Source organism: Paenibacillus sp. PL91 (assembly GCF_012935325.2).
In the GTDB taxonomy this organism is placed as follows: domain Bacteria; phylum Bacillota; class Bacilli; order Paenibacillales; family Paenibacillaceae; genus Pristimantibacillus.
This window is the reverse complement of the sequence record NZ_JABBYG020000008.1, coordinates 1-14,885: the sequence shown is the minus strand read 5'-3', so window position 1 is coordinate 14,885 and position 14,885 is coordinate 1. Positions and strand designations below refer to the sequence as shown.

Genomic DNA, 14,885 nt, shown 5'->3' with positions numbered 1-14,885 from the left:
TACGTTAAACAAATTTACCATTCCGATAATCCGTATAAGCCTGCCTAATTTGCTCCTCCGTGTTCATCACAAACGGTCCGCGGGCGACAATCGGCTCATTTAGCGGTTGACCAGCATAAAGCATAACGCGCAGCTTCGTTACGGCTGTAATTTCAAGCTCGCTTGTCTCGATGCCTTCCTCTCTCGTTAGCGTTAATACTTGTCGCTGGCTGCCCTTAGTTCGCTCGCTGCCAAACTCCCCTTCCCCTTCAAGCACATAGAGGAAGCCGCTGTACGAACCCGGCAATTGCTGCTTGACCGAAGCACCGGGCTCAAGCGTGAACTCTACCATGGTAACAGGGACTACATTTTGAGTTGCGGACTGAACGCTTCCCGATGAGCCGGAAAAGACACGAATGACGGCACCAGCTTCCTCACGGACAGGCATATCGGCGCTCCTTAGATTTTGATATCGGGGAGCTGTCATTTTGTCGGCAGCCGGCAGGTTAACCCATAGCTGAAGCGAATGTACCACTTCACCTTCCACAGGGTCCTCATTATGGATAACACCGCGTCCAGCCGTCATCCACTGTGCATCGCCTGCAGCCAGCTCTTCCCTGCTGCCAGACGAATTGTCATAATGCTCAAGCCGTCCTTTGATCACATACGTTACCGTTTCAATGCCGCGGTGGGGATGATCGCCGAAGGAGCCCTTCTGAAACCAATCCTCCGCCAAAATCAGAAATGGGTCATGTTCTTCAAATTGCCCTTGCTCCAAAATAAAGCTGTTCTGATGCTGGCTGCTTATATGATTAATTTCCGGCGTGCGTATCTTCTTAATGCTGCGTTTATAGATCTGCGATTTCCCGCTCATAACGTTATCCCTCCTCCTGATAGGAAAGCTGTCTCATTACTCAAACGAATATCCCAAAAAACGATCGGCATTTCTCATGCTGGACCAAATATCAGCGCTCTCGCCGCCTATATACCAATAGGCTAAGCCAGCAAGTCTTGCATCAACTGCGAGCTTGTATTTTGCGGTTAACGAACGGCCGTCCTCCACCCACATTTTATGAGTCACGCCATTTTTCACATAGGTTGCCGTGTATTGTCCTTCTTTAGCATTCCATACCGGCCTAATCGAATAATTAGCGATCAGAGCATTTTGCCGGCTAAATGAAATGAATGCGGAGGATTCCACGCTTCCATCCTTCTTTAAGTCCCAATCGCGATTATAGAATGGCAATGCCAATATGACCTTTTCGTTAGGCACTAGCCTTAATAGCTTGTCAATCGCAGCTTTATCATAGTCTAAAGAGGCATTAGATCCCGCGACTGAGCTGCCGCCCCAATGCTCATCATAGCCCATCAATACGACATAATCAGCATACTCGCCAAGCGAGGCATAATCGAAAGCATCCGTCCAGTCGGTTCCCCGGTCGGGAGATACATCAATCGAGAGTGTGGCGTTCATATTATGCAGCTTCTTCGATAATTCGATGATAAAAGCCGTTAACGATGTACGATCCTGTGGCGCTACATTCTCGAAATCGACGTTAAGCCCGTCTAGATCATATTTTTGGACAAATGCCGCCAGCTTCGTGATCGCTGTATTTCGCGCTCCGGAACTGGACAGCATTTGATGTGTAGCTGCTTGATCGGAGCGATTGCCGACCATCGGCCACACTTTTTTATTATGCTTTTTTGCCCAAGCCACTAGGGTTGAATCGGTATCGTTGGCTACCTCTCCCGCAGCCCCTACAAAGTACCAGCGCGGAGACAAGGTATTCACATTGGACGACAAAATATTTTGTTCATATTGCTGCGTCGTTTGCGCATACTGCCAGCCAAGCTTTATCGATTCCTTCGGCTTCGCTGCAAGCTCTGCTGCCCATTTCATATTTTGCAGCACCCGATGGATCATTACCGCCGTTTCCTGTCTGGAAATGGCATCCGCTGGACGGAAATAGCCCGAATCGTCGCCTTTCATAAGGCCAAGCTCGCGAACGGTCATAACGGACGGGAGCGCCCATTCTGCAATAAGGCTGCCATCGGCGAAGTTCAGGATCGTGCTCGAAGCGTAATCCGCCTTTTTTAAAACACGCGAGAGCAATACGGCTGCCTCCTGCCTCGTGACAGGCTTTGCCGGCGCAAAGGCACTTGCGCTTACGCCATCGGCTAAACCAAGCTGCACGGCTGCTTGAATCCAGCCATAGTACCATGCCTTCTTAGCCACGTCAGTAAAAGGCGAGACAGGCGATGCTACAGGTTCTAGTCCAAGCAGCCGATCTAACACGGTAACGAACTCGGCTCGGGAAATCGATTGGGCTGGAGAAAAGGTACGATCCGATGTACCCGTTATTATTTTTTTTTGATACAAATCGATAATTTCCTGCTTGGCATAGCTTCTCGAAATATCATCAAAAGGCAGAGAGCCTTGTGCGCTTGCAGATTGCATGATCATCGTTAACAAAAGTAGTAGAACAAATGTTGCTAGTATAATACGATTCTTTCTGTACTTCATGAAGACCCTCCCATAAGGCCGAATCTTCGAATCATACCAAACTATCGTCTATTACTCATTGCTAAATTATTGGTAGCGATGCGATATAAGCGAAATGCCAGAGATGCGAGATCCAAAAGGTTAACCGTTTGATTTGGTTTCCAGCGGTTTAAGTCTCGCTTCAATCTGCGCTCGCTGCGACTCTAGAAAAGGAGGCAATGCCAGCGATTCGCCCAAGTGGTTGATATCTTCATCTGTAGCGAAGCCCGGACCATCAGTCGCGAGCTCAAAAAGGATGCCGTTCGGCTCACGGAAGTAAAGCGAGCGGAAATAGAAGCGATCGACGAAGCCGGAGTTAGGAATGCGAACCCCGCGTATATGCTCAATCCACTCGCGAAGCTCATCGTCGTTGTCCACGCGGAACGCTACGTGATGAACGCCGCCATGGCCCTGCTGCTCGCGCGGCAAATCATGCCGCTCCTCGATATGAACCTCGGCCCCGCTTCCGCCTTCGCCGGTTTCGAATACGACGATATCCGGCTGGCCTGCAATCGTGGACGGATACTTCCCTTTTTCGCGGAAGCCCATCAGCTTCGTTAGAACGAGTACGGTCGGCTCCGGATTTTGAACCGTCAGCTGTACTGGACCAAGTCCGAGAATGCCGAATTCAGCAGGTACAGGGCTTTTGTCCCAAGGAATGCCGCCTTTGACGCCTTCATTATTCTCGTCGGATACGAGCACGAGACGCTGCCCTTCAAAATCTCTAAAAGCAATCGTATTGCGGCCTGCGCGTTCAATGATCTCATCATGGTCAACGCTGAACTGCTCGAAGCGCGCCTTCCAATAGCGAAGCGCTGCATCATTCGCCACCCGAAGGGATAGGGATGAAATGCTGCTAGTTCCGGCGCGGTTTTTGCCCGTCATCGGGAATTCGAAGAAAGTAAGCTCCGTTCCCGGATTTCCTTTCTCATCGCCATAAAATAAATGGTAGACCGAGGTCTCGTCTTGATTAACCGTCTTCTTAACTAAGCGAAGTCCTAGCAGCTTCGTATAAAAGTCAAAGTTGCCGGATGCGGTACCTGTAATCGCGGATACATGGTGAATGCCTTTAAGTTGCATAATAACAACCTCCTAATCAATTTTGGGTAGAACTGATGCTTTGAACGCTTTTAATTTTGTATTTTTTTGAGCAAGTCGAGCAGCTGCCGCTTCTCATCCCGGTTCAATGCGTTGAACTGCGACGCCTGAAAATGCTCCTGCATGGGGACGACATCACTAAACAGCGCTCTGCCCTTCTCTGTTAAGGATACATATTTTGTTTTCCATTCCTGCTCGCGCTTTACGAAGTCCAGCTCCTCAAGCTTGCCAAGCAGCTGCGTAATATTTCCTTTAGTGACAAACAGCTTGTCGGCTAACTGCTGCTGCGTCAATCTGTTATTTGCCCCAACCTGCGCGAGTATATCAAACTGGGAGACAGACAGGTTCCATTTTTTCAAATGCTCATGGGTTTCTTTCAGGCTTTGGTTATAAACCCGCGATAAGCGATACCATATCATTAAGCCTAATCGCTCATCTCGTTTCGAAAGACAAGATTCCGTATCCTTTTGACTCATTGGATCACCTCGCTCCTTCGTTATATGTATCAGTTTAGACCTAAACTGATAAAAAGTCAAATGTCGACATCCAATCCCCTACCACGGGCTAGGGTCAGCGCAAGCGCAATATGTTAAGATAGGCGGATATAAAGCGTAAGGAGAGCCAGCATGATAGAACGAAACCCTTATACACGGCAGCCGCTGCCGATTGGTCAGACTCCCCTTGACCTCGTAACAAGAGCGAAACGCAAGCGTAACAGGCTTCTTCTTCTGATTATTTTGGCGTTAACTGCGGCCATATTATGGAAAGTTATCCTCACTTTCGAGCCATACTTGCCTAACGACGATATCATTCCCGCTGCTCCGATAACGGAACTGCATCCGATCGTATTTGCGAAGCAAAATGAACTGATCGCTCAAACGGCCAAGGCTGGCATCAAGATTCTCATTACGGACGGCTTCCGCTCAAGCGAGGAGCAGGATGCTATTTACGCTAAAGGTCGAACGGCGGAGGGGAAGGTCGTTACGCAGGTGCAAGGCGGGCATTCCTATCATAATTACGGCCTAGCCATCGATTTTGCTCTGCGCACCAAGAAGGGCGAAGTCGTGTGGGACATGAAATATGACGGCAACAAAAACGGGCAAGCGGATTGGATGGAGGTTGTTGCCATTGCGAAGCAGCTTGGCTTCTCTTGGGGCGGTGATTGGAATAACTTCCCTGACTACCCGCACCTGCAGATGGACTTCGGCTATTCAATCCGTCAGCTCCGAAATGGACAGCGGCCGCCAACTGAATGATCGAAGAACAGCTCCGAGTTCGCAAAAAATAAGCTGTCCCAGAAGGTTTTCGACCTTGTAGGACAGCTTATTTAATTTGCGTGCAAATGGGCAGTTGGGAATTGGGGCAGGTTGGTTGGGCGCTATGCAGCGGGAATAGATCTAGAAACTAGATCTATTCTTCTCAAACTGACGCGAATCGCAAAAATAGGTCTAGAAAGTAGACCTATTTTTGGCGAGCGACCTGTCTTAGTGAAACTGGGCTCTTCCCTCTTAACAGGAAGGGAATGTCTTCAAAGTCTGACGTGGCCTCACCTTTACTTTTGTCTCAGCGCCTCTGAACACCTGAATTTATTTGCTGCATTGCAGCATAAAGACAGGTGACTTAGCAGATAGTAAAATGTCCTGTCACTACGCTACTTCTCAACATTTGAATAATACGGAGTACAATCTGGTCCACCCAACCCGATCATTAGAGCCCAGCTATAATTTCATAAGAACGCAAGCGTGCCTTATGCTCGAAAATATGAGCCGCAACCATAATCTCATCTGCTTGTGTCGCCTCAATATATTGCTTAAGCTTGCTGCGAACCGTATCTGGGCCCCCGACAATGGAAGAGCCGAGCTGCTGCTGCAAAGCAATTTTCTCCTGCGGCGTCCATACGGTATCCATATCGCGAACCGGAGCCGGCAAAGGACCACGCGTGTTGCGAATAAAAGAAAGAAATAGCTGCTGCATGGACGTCGCGAGGTAAGCCGCCTCTTCATCCGTATCTGCCGCCACAACGTTGACTGCAACCATTCCCTTTGGCTTATCAAGAATTGCCGATGGCTTGAAGCTGCTGCGGTATAGATTCATAGCTGGAACGGTAAAGTTTGGCGAGAAATGTCCGGCGAATGCAAACGGCAAGCCAAGCTGCGCAGCCAGCAAAGCGCTAAAATCGCTTGAGCCCAGCAGCCAAATCGGAATGTCCAGCCCTTCGCCTGGAATAGCCCTTACTGGCATGCCCACCTCTGCGCTGGACGGATCTAGAAATGCGCGAAGCTCTGCCAGCTGCTCGGGAAAATCATGCCCATTGCTTTTTCTGTTCCCACGAAGCGCCGCTGCTGTGAGACCGTCCGTGCCTGGCGCGCGGCCAAGTCCTAGATCGATACGGCCTGGGAACAAAGACTCCAGTGTGCCGAATTGCTCCGCAATGACAAGCGGCGCATGGTTCGGCAGCATAATGCCGCCTGAGCCTACGCGAATTGTCGACGTGCCTGCCGCTACATGCCCGATAACAATTGACGTTGCCGAGCTTGCTATGCTTGGCGCATTATGATGCTCCGCCAGCCAGTAGCGGTTGTAGCCCCATTTTTCCGCATGCTGTGCAAGATCCAACGTATTTCTAAGCGACTCGGCAACGGAGCCTCCTTCAACAATTGGAGAAACATCGAGCACCGACAGTGGAATGTTAAATGTTGAATTTACTTGCGTCTGTTCTGACATAACGCTCACCCTTTTCTTTAAAATCGGAATTATAGCCTTCCAGAATCCATTTCCGAAAATTAACTGTATGAATATTAAATACATATTGAGTAATAAAAAAGCTGCTTTTATGGAGGACAGCAACAATCTGCGGTAAAAACTGCCTACTAACTTTTTACCGCTAATTGTTGATGAAGCAGCCGTGATTCCTCACATCCACTTCAAACATTATACCTGCTGTGCTTTTTGCTGCTGCTGACATTTGCGGATCTTATCCAAAGCCGTTTGCAGCGTATTTTGTTCCAGGTAAGCCTCATAATGCTGCTCCGCTTCATAGAAAAAGTGATCCATAACGACCTGAATATTAGACGATATGAGACAATCCACCTCTGGGTTGCCCGAACACCAATGCGGCTTCAGCGTTCCTCCGGAAATCGCGCGATAAATTTGAGCCAGCGTAACTTCACCGGGCTCACAGTTCAAAATATATCCGCCGCCGATTCCTTCCTTCGTCCTCACAAATCCGTGCTTCCGCAGCGTGCTCATAATTTTACGAATGCGCGTCGGATTCGTCGAAACGTTACGAGCGATCGTATCGCTGCTGGCCATATGATCAGGCAAGTAGGCTAACAGCACGAGACTGTGAACCGCTACCGTAAATTCACTATTCATTTTCACGACTCCCTCTCAAGAAGGATACTGTAATATTATTGCATACAGTTGATAAAGTCAAACCTTCCAATCTAAGAATAGCACAGAGAGAAAGTTCTCGCATAGACTTCCCTCTCTGCACCTACTCTATAGGGCTCCAAAACCTGCTTTTTTAACCTATTAGTCCCGGTTGCTGCCATACTTGAAATTTATTTCCATCAGGGTCCTTGAAATTTAGCTGCAGGCCGCAGCTATCCTCATCCCGAATGTCCTGCTCCACCCATGTCCCAGCTTCCTTAAGCGAAGCGAACAGCGCATGAATCTGATTGGTTTCAAAGCAAAGCGGGAACATTTCGAATGACTCACCATCTTCCTTCCAGCCATTCGTGGCGAACGTTAGCGGCGTCATATCAGGGCTTGGAAGAAGAAATAACCATCCTCCTTCCTCCATCACCATTATCGCACCACGCCCCGGCTCTATTGCGGAACGCAGGCTCATGCCCAAAACACGCTCATACCACTTTGCCGACCTCTCCACATCAGATACAGGCACATAGGCACATTCGATTCGTTTGATCATCGCGTATCCACTCCATTTCTCGTCATTTTTGAATAAAAATCAATTAACCCAAATTTCCGAATGGTATTCCTTCATAAAATGAAACAGCTGCTCCAGCTGCTCCACTCCCTTCGTCTCTGCCTCCTGCGCTTGCCTAAGCATGAGAATTGCGCGGTCGGCGATATCCGGGTCCTTCGGCTGGCCGCCTTCAGGAAAGGGGAACAGCTCCTTGAGACCACCGAGCGCTTCCGCCGTCACTTCGTAATGCTGGGCTGCTTCGCCCGCATGCTTCCGAACCGTTCGCTCCACGATGTTCGTTCCGTCCCAGCGGAATGCCAATTGCCGCAGAAAACGAGCGGCGAATTCCCTCGCATCGGCGATGACAGCAACGTTGTAGGCTAGGCCTGCTTCATCAGCGCAACGCCGCTCCATCACTCCAATCCATGCCTCATAACCAGCAAGTCCCTGTACGAAGTTATCGCTGAACACATGCGTCCACTCCTTACCCCTTGCATGATCAACGATCATCGATAACGCCATGCGGAGAATTTCGTATTTCGAGTGAGGCAGGCTCTCGCTAATCGTTGTTACGAACAGCAAATCGATCTTGGGATCAGCAAACGAGGTATAGGTTACTGTCCCATCATGTGCAGCATCCTTCGCATAAAACAGCTGTTTCTCGTCATCGTAGCCATAAATCAAGCCAAATTCAGGAGTAAATAAATCAAACGAGATTGCGGGAACCCCTCGGTCAATCGATTGCTGAACGAGTGCCATTGTCCGGTTTACTTTATCGGTCGCAATCGGCATAAAGGGGTCGGCCAAGCAGCTCGTAAAACCGAGATTGCAAAGGTTGCGACGGAGTATATATCCCCCTGGAAAAGAGGTAGGCCCCGCTGCGTTAATGCTCTTAGGATCAATGTTCATCCGAAAGGCGTGGCCGGTAAAGCCCATCACATCCGTTAATGTAAAATGTTTTTTGTCCGTGTAGCTCACCGCGCCATGAATGGCGGCAGCTGCTGAGGTCCATGTTTTTGACCAGTCCCTATCCTGCGTCATCCAAGCATTCATCTCCATTTCAAAGGCATATTACTCTCGTCTATAAGGGGGGAGGCGCCAAAATCCTGCGTCTATGCAAACCGAGCGTTGCACGCTGCTCTACGTAAAGACTGATTGACATGCGCAGGCGCTCCTTCTGCAGCTTAGCGCGGGATCTTGAAAGCGTATTGTAGACGTTAGCGGTCGTCGTATCGAATAGAACGGCAATCTCAGCCGGAGGCAGCTCTCCAAAAAATCTCGCCTCGAAAATATCCCGTTCCCGCTTGTTCAAGCATCGAATCAACCGATGAATGCTTTGCAGCATTTCTTGGCGCATGACATGCTGCTCCGGGCTTTGTCCATTCGACTCATACAAGGCATGATCCGTCAGATGAAACAGGATGCTGTCAATATCGCCCCAGTCAATCGCCTGCCCGCTCTTCCCAGCGTCCTTCGTCATCCCCGACTCGCTCATAAAGCCAATGAATGGCTTTTCCTTGCTGTAGGGCCCTCCCCTTCGCAGCTTCATATAGGCTTGATTGCGAACGATCCGGTGGAGCCAAGGCATGAAGCGACTCGCATCTGTAAGCGTACCCAAGTGCAAAAACGCGCGTATTAGCGCTTCCTGCACGATGTCCTCCGCCATAAACGAATCCTTCGTCAGCGCCCCTGCAAGCCCTAGCGCTTTGGCACGGTGCCTCCGAACAAGCTCTCCGAACGCTTCCTCATCGCCGGATCGAGCCCGCTCGACTAATGCCTGCTCCTGCCCTCCCGCCTCTGCTTCGCTGCTTGTCAAGGAAGCCGAACCTAGTGCCCATACTTCCACATCTATCCCCCCTGCATGACTGATGCCGACTACTTCAAATATCTATCCGCTTTTCTATTTATATTTATAGAGGCTTGTCTTCATATTAACGTTTGTCAGTATTAACTCAGTATTAATCAGCATACGAACCATTTTGAGCACTATTTATAGGCTCAAAAAAAGCTGCCCGGCAGGCAGCTTCCACATTTCTCCATACCCACAAAGAGATCATAACGCAGAACGTTTGTTCTGTAAATGACAACTTTGCCAGGTCATCTTTCATCGGATTTATTCTAACGATGCTGCTCATAACGGCTGTTTCGGCTTAAGCTCTGAATAGCTTCTAATTCAAGTGGCGTTAGCGGAGCAGCCTCACTCGCCGCTATATTGTGCAGCAATTGCCTAGTTGAGCTTGCACCTGGTATAACTGTCGCAACAGCTGAATGGGCTAGCGCATATCGGATTGCCGTATGGGCCATATCACGGGAGCCTCCTCCTAATTCATGCAAAGCAGTACGCAATACCGACAGCTCCTCCTTGCCGTAATCCAAATAACCTTTCTCCGCTTTCCCAGCGCCCTCAGGAGTCAAAATCCCTTTTGCCACCGGACCGCGGGCGATTAAGCTTATCCCCTTCTCTGCCATAAGAGGAAGCACCTGCTCTTCCGGCCTTCTATCCAATATGCTGTACTGGCTCATCACGCTTACGATATTTGAACGATCCACGTACTCTCGAATGACGTTCGGCCGAATGGAGGATATACCGTAATAGCGAATAAGCCCCTCCTGCTTAAGCTCCTCGAACGCCTCTATGGTCTCCGAGATAGGATCTTCCAGCGTACCCCCATGCAGCTGATAGAGATCAATATAGTCCGTTTGAAGCCTTCTTAAGCTGTCCTTCACTGCTGCCTTGATATAAGCCTTGGACGGGTCCCATGTCCAGCCCTCTTTGCCAGGCTCCCAGCGATTGCCGACTTTCGTCGCGAGTATTACCTCTGAACGCCTCCCACGAATAGCCTCACCGACAAACTCCTCATTGAGCCCTTCATGATAAAGATCCGCCGTATCCAAAAAATTGATGCCCCCGTCAATCGCTTCATGTACGAGAGCTACCGCCTTCTCCTTATCCGTTCCAAGCGACATGCAGCCAAGACCAACCTCACTAACGTAGAGCTCTGATTTTCCTAGACGATTGCGCTTCATCCTTGAACACTCCCTTCCTTTTCCGATCCTATTTTAAAAAATAAATCTCTACTTCAGCATGCTGCCTCTGCATAGGTAGTAATCTGATCCAGTATACGGTGGAGAGCTTTAATCGAATGCTCGCTTTGACCGAATTGCCTTCGAATTTGCTCTTCCGTCTGAATATACGGAGCATCGATCAGCTCGGAGGACCAGTGCGCAAACATCGATTCGATGCATGCCGGTGTCGTCTCCAGATGGAATTGCAGCCCGAGTACATGCTCCCTATAGGCAAAAGCCTGCACCTTGCACGCTTCCGAATAGGCGAGAAGGCGCGTTTCAGCCGGCAGGTCAAAGGTGTCGCCATGCCACTGGAACGAAACCAGCTGCTCCGGCAAGCCATCGAGCCACGGATGCTGCTCCCCCGTGCGATTAATCGTATGCCAGCCTATTTCCTTATAGGCGTTGCGATATACGGGACTGCCTAACAGCTCAGCTATCATTTGAGCGCCGAAGCAGATGCCCAGCACTTTTTTGCCGCGCTTAATCGCCTGCTTCACAAACTGTTTCTCGTGAGCTAGCCATACGAACCGCTCCTCCTCGTAAACGCTCATCGGTCCGCCGCAAATAACGAGCAAATCTATCTCATCAAGCCAAGCTGTGTTTATTTCAACAGAAGGATCTCGCATCTCCAGCCGATGCCCTCTAAGGCTTGCCCATGAACGGAGCGCATAATCATCATCAAATTCAAAGTGTCTAAAAGCAAGCATATTCATCGTCCAGTTCTCCTCCAATTTACGCAGGGGCTGCGGCTAATGAAGGTTATTATATTCTCATTATTCAGTATCCGAAATACCATTATCCCGAATAATGGGAAATGAAAAATAAATAATAGCTTATCGCTTCAACTTATACCGATATCCAAGCTCGTTCGAAATGAGATCCGCGTATTTTTTGACGAGAGAGCTGTTTCTTTCAATCGTATCCTCCATAAATCGAAGGGAAGGCCCTGCCACATTCAACGAGCCGATCACCATGTTCTCATAAGAAAAAATCGGGGCACCGATACCGGTCGTTCCCTCCGTTGCCTCGCCTGCCGTTATTGCATACCCTTGCTTATGTATCGTTGAAATCTCTTCCTCTATATACTGCCGCGTCAAAGGCTTTAGCGAGGGCGCCGACGACCAGTCGACATCAGCCAGCAGTGCTTCCTGCGTTTTTCTTGGCAAATAGGCGAGGATCACACGGTTGGATGCACCGATGAACAAGGGCAGCTTAAGCCCGATCGGTTCGGATATTTTCAAAATTTGCGGTGAATCAACGGAGTCGATATAGACGCCCTCTGCATTTTCGCGGGTAGCGAGGTAGACGGTTTCCTTCGTTTTTTGCGAAAGCTCCTCCATGAACGGCCTCGCAACCGTGCGCAGCATCAGGCTGTCCCACATCAGGAAGCCATATTTCATAATCGCCAGGCCTAGCTTGTACTTCTTCGTCTTCGCATTCTGCGCTACGAACCCATGCTCTACTAAGGAGGCCAAAATCCGGTGAACGCTTTGAACCGGCATATCCAGCTCCCTGCTTATTTCCGTAACGCTCATCTCCTTCTCCGTTCCTTGCGGAAGCAGAAGATCCAGCATGTGAATTGCCTTCGTAATTACGCCTGACATGGCGGCTCGCCTCATTTCGTCTCTATCTCATCCTTGCTGACCCAGCTGCAAGAGGGACCATCTCGCAGGTCTTATCCAACCATTTGAGACAGCCCCAATGGCTGGTGTAAAGCTGTTGGGGACCATATACGCTTTGCAATAGGTCTATTTTCTAGACCTATTTCTGTGAATGTGGCTGGTTTGTGGAGAATAGATCTACTTTCTAGATCTATCTGTGATCATACGGCGCTCCAGCGTTCATATAGTAAGTGAAGGCGCTGAGATAGGTCTATTTTCTAGACCTATTTCTGTAATTGTGACTGGTTTGCGGAGAATAGATCTACTTTCTAGATCTATTCTCTATGGAAGAAAGCCTTGATGGACTGCATTCAGCTTTGCTCCCTCATCCTCAGCAGCTGCACCTCAAAAATGGCAAAGGTTTCACATTATGCAATGCCGCCTAACAACAAAAAAATGACCAGATTAAGGCTTTTTTGCCCTCACCGATCATTTTCATTTTCATCGTTATGATCAGTCTTGTTCCGGGTAAGGCTTTCTGCCAATAAAGCCATCATGCCATCCATGATAATGACTAACATGCTCTTCCCCTTCCTTCCAGCAAATGAGAATATCCTCGCCATCCAGCTCGGCTGGAAAATCGATCAGCCCTGGATTGATCATTTTCAAAAGCACGCCTTTTCGCGAAAAGTTGTCAATCAGCAGGTCCGCCTCCATCTTCATGAATTCAAGCTGGCTTTCCTGCTCGAAGAACGGGTCCTTGCTGCCTTCTACCGCAGCGAAGGCTTGCTCATAAGCAGCCTTTTCCTTTTGGTAATCTACATATAAGTTCTCGAACTGCGCCGTTAATTGCTGAAGCAGCTTTAAATCCTTCTTCAATTGCGGCAGCAGCTCGTTGGCTTCTTCCAGTGTAAAGGTTTTGTTCCCCATCCTGTGTACACTCCTTATCCGATTGCGCTTCTTTTTTCGATCAACCTCTTTATAATATGGTAACCTCTTTTCATCCAAAAGCATAGCTCGGCTGTATTTGACCCTTTGCTGTATTGCATCAGTAAAAAATGAAAAAGATGAGGGAGGTACCGGAAATATAAATGAGGAGGAGTCCATGTGTCCATGAACGTCGTCAAAACTCTTTCCCTCTCACCTTTGCAAATATCATCGTATCTCGCAGTGAGCCGTCAATTGCGCATTTTTCAGAACGAAGAATGCCTTCTAGCGTAAATCCTAATCGCTCCGCTACTCGCGCGCTTCGTTGATTGCGTGAGTCGCAGCGTATATCAACGCGATTGGCGTTAAGAGCGTGGACAGCAAAATTCGTAATCGCTTCAGCTGCTTCCGTAATATAACCGTTGCCATTAAAAGCTGTACGGCCCCAGTACCCGATCTCGAACTTCCGTGATTCCCAATCGATTCGGTGAAGGCCACTGCTGCCGATGAGCTGACCCGTTTCCTTCAAGAACAGCAAGAGCATCAAATCGGTGCGCTCCATATACCTTAAGCGGGCGCGCCTAATGACGATTTCGGATTCCTCAACAGTCGGAATGCTTTGAGCCCATGGCATCCATGGCTTAAGCTCGTTTATGCTTTCAATGACCGCCTCATTAAGCTGAATGCCGTCTCCACATTTCGGTGCACGGATGAGCAGTCGATCGCTTTCAATACTTTCGGGAATGGATAGCAATAAGGGATTGGAAATCAATTCGCTCATAAAGGCATGCCTCCTAAACCAGGTTTAATGATGGCGTCTATACGTTTTTATAATAATACACCGTGTCATGAAGCTCCCCATCTGCAGCTTTTGCATATCTGGGTATTCGCCCTGCCTCTATATAATCCATTGAGCGATATAGTCGATTGGAGGGATCGCCGGCCCGCGTATCTAAGATGAGCAAACTGCGATTTTCCGCTCGCGCCCTTTCTTCAGCCGCAGCCATCAAAATATGTCCCAGCCCTTTACGGCGGGCTTGCGGATGCACCATGAGCTTCGCAATTTCAGCGCGGTGGGTTCCATTGGGACGCGAGCAAAGATGCAATTGAACGGAACCGACAATTTCTCCGTTCCGCTCTGCGATCCATAAAATAACATCATCATTGATGACCTGTGACCAATACGAAGTCGCTTCTGCCACGTTTAATGGAGGCAAAAAACCGATGGAGGCTCCTTCATCGACTACCTCAACGAGTAATGCTGCAAGACTTCTTAGCCTTTTCTCCGATATTTCGGACAGCTCGCTAATTATAAAATCAGATGACATCGTTCTTCCCCCTCATCAACATAAAAATTCGCTTTCTTTATAAATGTCTATTTCTCTTTTCATCCAAATGAATATCCAGCGCTTGAATAGCCCGAATTAAAAATTTGATCAATAAATACAGACAATATATGCCCATAAGCCCCAGTAGACCGTAAAAGATGAACATAATTGAAGAAAATACCCCAAATATCATGAGCACACTTCCTTTCTTTCTGTATTATTACAGGTAGCACATTCACCATAGCTTACAGAAAATCCCTTTAGAAAGCAACCATGCTGCAAACAAAAAAACTCCTAAGATCACATTGATCTTAAGAGTTTGAACGGATGTAAATGGTGCCGATGAGAGGACTCGAACCTCCACGGTTTCCCTCACGATTTTGAGTCGCGCGCGTCTGCCATTCCGCCAC

The 14,885-nt window shown here is 48.8% G+C and carries 16 protein-coding genes; 1 reads left to right on the top strand and 15 read right to left on the bottom strand.

Annotation, left to right across the window (positions count from 1 at the left end; genetic code table 11):
• Nucleotides 1–4: 4 nt before the first annotated feature.
• The 4 genes from HI950_RS18785 to HI950_RS18770 form a co-directional block, all read right to left on the bottom strand.
• On the bottom strand, nucleotides 5–853 hold the full coding sequence (locus HI950_RS18785) for a pirin family protein (RefSeq protein ID WP_169089874.1): 849 nt from the start codon (nucleotides 851–853) through the stop codon (nucleotides 5–7).
• Between the two features lie 36 nt (nucleotides 854–889).
• Complete coding sequence (locus HI950_RS18780) at nucleotides 890–2,503, bottom strand: S-layer homology domain-containing protein (protein WP_223285378.1); 1,614 nt, start codon at nucleotides 2,501–2,503, stop codon at nucleotides 890–892.
• Between the two features lie 120 nt (nucleotides 2,504–2,623).
• Nucleotides 2,624–3,601: a ring-cleaving dioxygenase gene (locus tag HI950_RS18775; RefSeq protein ID WP_169089872.1), complete on the bottom strand. Its 978-nt coding sequence runs from the start codon at nucleotides 3,599–3,601 to the stop codon at nucleotides 2,624–2,626.
• A gap of 50 nt (nucleotides 3,602–3,651) precedes the next feature.
• Nucleotides 3,652–4,095, bottom strand: a complete 444-nt coding sequence (locus HI950_RS18770) for a MarR family winged helix-turn-helix transcriptional regulator (protein WP_169089870.1) — start codon at nucleotides 4,093–4,095, stop codon at nucleotides 3,652–3,654.
• 153 nt (nucleotides 4,096–4,248) lie between these two features.
• Between HI950_RS18770 and HI950_RS18765 the strand changes: the two genes are divergently transcribed.
• Nucleotides 4,249–4,875 carry a M15 family metallopeptidase gene (locus tag HI950_RS18765; protein ID WP_411268110.1) on the top strand — a complete coding sequence of 209 codons (627 nt, stop codon included), beginning with the start codon at nucleotides 4,249–4,251 and terminating at the stop codon, nucleotides 4,873–4,875.
• 451 nt (nucleotides 4,876–5,326) lie between these two features.
• Here the strand turns inward: HI950_RS18765 and HI950_RS18760 are convergent, their stop codons facing one another.
• From HI950_RS18760 to HI950_RS18710, 11 genes are all read right to left on the bottom strand, one after another.
• Nucleotides 5,327–6,343 (bottom strand): LLM class flavin-dependent oxidoreductase, encoded by a 1,017-nt coding sequence (locus HI950_RS18760; protein WP_169089866.1) that lies wholly within the window; start codon nucleotides 6,341–6,343, stop codon nucleotides 5,327–5,329.
• A 207-nt stretch (nucleotides 6,344–6,550) separates the two neighbouring features.
• Nucleotides 6,551–6,994, bottom strand: coding sequence for an Rrf2 family transcriptional regulator (locus HI950_RS18755; RefSeq protein ID WP_169089864.1), 444 nt, complete (start codon nucleotides 6,992–6,994; stop codon nucleotides 6,551–6,553).
• A 151-nt stretch (nucleotides 6,995–7,145) separates the two neighbouring features.
• Nucleotides 7,146–7,553 (bottom strand): VOC family protein, encoded by a 408-nt coding sequence (locus HI950_RS18750; protein ID WP_169089862.1) that lies wholly within the window; start codon nucleotides 7,551–7,553, stop codon nucleotides 7,146–7,148.
• Between the two features lie 39 nt (nucleotides 7,554–7,592).
• On the bottom strand, nucleotides 7,593–8,591 hold the full coding sequence (locus HI950_RS18745; RefSeq protein ID WP_169089860.1) for a hypothetical protein: 999 nt from the start codon (nucleotides 8,589–8,591) through the stop codon (nucleotides 7,593–7,595).
• 40 nt (nucleotides 8,592–8,631) lie between these two features.
• Entirely contained in the window at nucleotides 8,632–9,396 is a 765-nt protein-coding gene (locus HI950_RS18740) for an RNA polymerase sigma factor (protein WP_169089858.1), read from the bottom strand.
• Between the two features lie 272 nt (nucleotides 9,397–9,668).
• Entirely contained in the window at nucleotides 9,669–10,577 is a 909-nt protein-coding gene (locus HI950_RS18735; RefSeq protein ID WP_169089856.1) for an aldo/keto reductase, read from the bottom strand.
• A gap of 53 nt (nucleotides 10,578–10,630) precedes the next feature.
• A complete protein-coding gene (locus HI950_RS18730; RefSeq protein ID WP_169089854.1) occupies nucleotides 10,631–11,332 on the bottom strand; it encodes a type 1 glutamine amidotransferase in 702 nt (233 codons plus the stop codon).
• Between the two features lie 120 nt (nucleotides 11,333–11,452).
• Complete coding sequence (locus HI950_RS18725; protein ID WP_169089853.1) at nucleotides 11,453–12,223, bottom strand: IclR family transcriptional regulator; 771 nt, start codon at nucleotides 12,221–12,223, stop codon at nucleotides 11,453–11,455.
• 510 nt (nucleotides 12,224–12,733) lie between these two features.
• Nucleotides 12,734–13,150, bottom strand: coding sequence for a DUF2203 domain-containing protein (locus HI950_RS18720; RefSeq protein ID WP_169089850.1), 417 nt, complete (start codon nucleotides 13,148–13,150; stop codon nucleotides 12,734–12,736).
• Between the two features lie 193 nt (nucleotides 13,151–13,343).
• The gene (locus HI950_RS18715; protein ID WP_169089848.1) at nucleotides 13,344–13,928 is read right to left on the bottom strand and encodes a GNAT family N-acetyltransferase; all 585 of its coding nucleotides are present in this window, start codon (nucleotides 13,926–13,928) and stop codon (nucleotides 13,344–13,346) included.
• A gap of 37 nt (nucleotides 13,929–13,965) precedes the next feature.
• Nucleotides 13,966–14,475, bottom strand: a complete 510-nt coding sequence (locus HI950_RS18710) for a GNAT family N-acetyltransferase (protein WP_169089846.1) — start codon at nucleotides 14,473–14,475, stop codon at nucleotides 13,966–13,968.
• Between the last annotated feature and the right edge of the window lie 410 nt (nucleotides 14,476–14,885).

Bases quoted from the DNA above. Each gene is read 5' to 3' on its own strand.
- HI950_RS18785 (WP_169089874.1), bottom strand. From the start codon at position 853: ATGAGCGGGAAATCGCAGATCTATAAACGCAGCATTAAGAAGATACGC.
- HI950_RS18780 (WP_223285378.1), bottom strand. From the start codon at position 2,503: ATGAAGTACAGAAAGAATCGTATTATACTAGCAACATTTGTTCTACTA.
- HI950_RS18775 (WP_169089872.1), bottom strand. From the start codon at position 3,601: ATGCAACTTAAAGGCATTCACCATGTATCCGCGATTACAGGTACCGCA.
- HI950_RS18770 (WP_169089870.1), bottom strand. From the start codon at position 4,095: ATGAGTCAAAAGGATACGGAATCTTGTCTTTCGAAACGAGATGAGCGA.
- HI950_RS18760 (WP_169089866.1), bottom strand. From the start codon at position 6,343: ATGTCAGAACAGACGCAAGTAAATTCAACATTTAACATTCCACTGTCG.
- HI950_RS18755 (WP_169089864.1), bottom strand. From the start codon at position 6,994: ATGAATAGTGAATTTACGGTAGCGGTTCACAGTCTCGTGCTGTTAGCC.
- HI950_RS18750 (WP_169089862.1), bottom strand. From the start codon at position 7,553: ATGATCAAACGAATCGAATGTGCCTATGTGCCTGTATCTGATGTGGAG.
- HI950_RS18745 (WP_169089860.1), bottom strand. From the start codon at position 8,591: ATGACGCAGGATAGGGACTGGTCAAAAACATGGACCTCAGCAGCTGCC.
- HI950_RS18735 (WP_169089856.1), bottom strand. From the start codon at position 10,577: ATGAAGCGCAATCGTCTAGGAAAATCAGAGCTCTACGTTAGTGAGGTT.
- HI950_RS18730 (WP_169089854.1), bottom strand. From the start codon at position 11,332: ATGAATATGCTTGCTTTTAGACACTTTGAATTTGATGATGATTATGCG.
- HI950_RS18725 (WP_169089853.1), bottom strand. From the start codon at position 12,223: ATGTCAGGCGTAATTACGAAGGCAATTCACATGCTGGATCTTCTGCTT.
- HI950_RS18720 (WP_169089850.1), bottom strand. From the start codon at position 13,150: ATGGGGAACAAAACCTTTACACTGGAAGAAGCCAACGAGCTGCTGCCG.
- HI950_RS18715 (WP_169089848.1), bottom strand. From the start codon at position 13,928: ATGAGCGAATTGATTTCCAATCCCTTATTGCTATCCATTCCCGAAAGT.
- HI950_RS18710 (WP_169089846.1), bottom strand. From the start codon at position 14,475: ATGTCATCTGATTTTATAATTAGCGAGCTGTCCGAAATATCGGAGAAA.